The sequence below is a fragment of the Labilibaculum sp. genome, from assembly GCF_041595635.1.
In the GTDB taxonomy this organism is placed as follows: domain Bacteria; phylum Bacteroidota; class Bacteroidia; order Bacteroidales; family Marinifilaceae; genus Labilibaculum.
In genome coordinates, this window is the sequence record NZ_JBFHJW010000127.1 from 1 (window position 1) to 2047 (window position 2047).

Below are 2047 nucleotides of genomic sequence, written 5' to 3' on the forward strand. Positions count from 1 at the left end.
CAATTGGAACCGAAGTAGGAACACTTACCGCCATTGATGAGGATTCCGATCAAAGCTTTACTTACGCAATTACAGAGAATGATAACTTTGAAATTTCAGAAGACAAGCTAGTCACGAAAACCAGCTTAGATTTTGAAACACCGGATTCTTATTCAGTAGAAATTACTGTTACCGATCAGGGAGGTTTGACTTATGCCGAGAGTTTAAGCATTACTATTACAGATGCAAATGATGCCCCAACAGCCATTCAGCTATCTAATGCAACAATTGCCGAGAATTCTGCAATTGGAACCGAAGTAGGAACACTAACAGCCACAGATGTTGATGCTGATCAGACTTTCACTTATACTTTGTCTGAGAACAAATATTTCGAAACGAATGGGGATCAAATTGTTTCCAAAGATGAATTCAACTTCGAAGATCACATTAGCTATTCAGTAAAAGTGATTGTTAGCGATCAGGATGGCTTAATCTATGATGATATGTTTACCCTTCATGTTACGGATGTGAATGAGGCTCCAGAATTTCTTAGCGAGCCAATTCTGGAAGCCACAGTAGGCGAGGAGTATATTTATTCCATAGAATACACTGATTTTGACAATGATGTTTGTACGGTAAGTGCTATCGAAATTCCAGCTTGGATAACATTGGTTGACAATGAAGATGGAACAGCCAGTTTATCGGGAATTCCTGGTGAGGGAGGAAATTTCAGCATTTCACTAGAAGTTTCGGATGCAGAGTATGGCGAAACCCAGGAATTTGAAATTGAGGTGGCAAGCATAACCGGAATTGAAGATGTATTTACAGAACCCGAGGTAAGTATTTATCCGAATCCAGTGGCCAACGAATTGCATGTGGATCTATCGGATTACAACAATACCGATTTTACCATTAGTTTGCATAGTATGAGCGGTGCTCAATTGTATCGTCAGGACTACGAAAGCACAGGAGGAGAGGCTCAAGTTAGTTTCTCGGTACAAGCACTACAAAGCGGCTTTTACTTCCTTCTAATCGAGTCGGATGATTATCGGAAAAGTTATAAAATTGTAAAGTTGTAGTTTTTAGTATGTAAATATGGTGGTAAGCCAAAGTCATTATTGCGATGGCTTTGGCTTTTTTATGTAAATGATATAAGTCCAACGAAATTAGTAGCATGTAAATAGGGGAAGATTAAAAAATAGACTAGATTTGTGATTCTGAAAAGTAGCACAACAGTTTATTCTGATGTGCATATGGAAAAATCAGCGGAAACGTCCGTAACTGGTTAATTATTATTTATTTACAATGTGTAGTAGTAGGTATTGGACTTGCTGCTCCATCCTAATTAAAAATTAGAAAGGATGAAAAGAAACATTTTAGAGATCTTGAAATCGTACGATTTAGAATTGAACGACCAAGAGATTAGCAATCAGGTAAAAGCAATTGTAGCTTCCGATTTTGATTCTTTGTACACGCTTGAGAATTTAAAGAAAAACTTCTCGTTTATCGATTTAACGACTTTAAATTCAACAGACACACATGCAAGAGCTAAAAGTTTTGCTGACAATGTAAATAACTTCCAGAATGATTTTGACATGCCGAATGTGGCTGCTATTTGTGTATACCCATACCAGGTGCCTACATTAAATGAAAACTTAAAAGCTGAGGGCGTTAGAATAGCTTCTGTAGCAGGTGTTTTCCCATCTTCTCAATCATACGTTGAAGTTAAAGCATTAGAATGCAAAATGGCTGTTGAAAAAGGAGCTGATGATATTGATATAGTGATATCGGTAGGAGCTTTCTTGGAAGGAGATTATCAAACGGTATTTGATGAAATAGAAATTCAGAAAAAGGCTTGTGGAAAAGCACATTTGAAGGTGATTTTGGAAACAGGAGAGTTAAAAACAGCAACAAACATTCGTACCGCCTCTATTTTGGCTATGGAAGCTGGTGCTGATTTCATTAAAACATCAACAGGTAAAGTTCCCGTTAATGCAACTCTAGAGGCTGCTTACATCATGACTCAGGCCATTAAAGAGTATTTCGATAAAACAGGTAGACGAGTTGG

The 2047-nt window shown here is 37.6% G+C and carries 2 protein-coding genes; both read left to right on the top strand.

Translation table 11 applies throughout. The features are described from left to right. Positions 1 to 1058, top strand: a 1058-nt coding sequence (locus ABYT26_RS17620; RefSeq protein ID WP_372756346.1) for a cadherin domain-containing protein, incomplete at its 5' end; no start/stop codon positions are given. 282 nt (positions 1059 to 1340) lie between these two features. Further along, positions 1341 to 2047, top strand: a 707-nt coding sequence (gene deoC / locus ABYT26_RS17625; RefSeq protein ID WP_372756348.1) for a deoxyribose-phosphate aldolase, incomplete at its 3' end; no start/stop codon positions are given.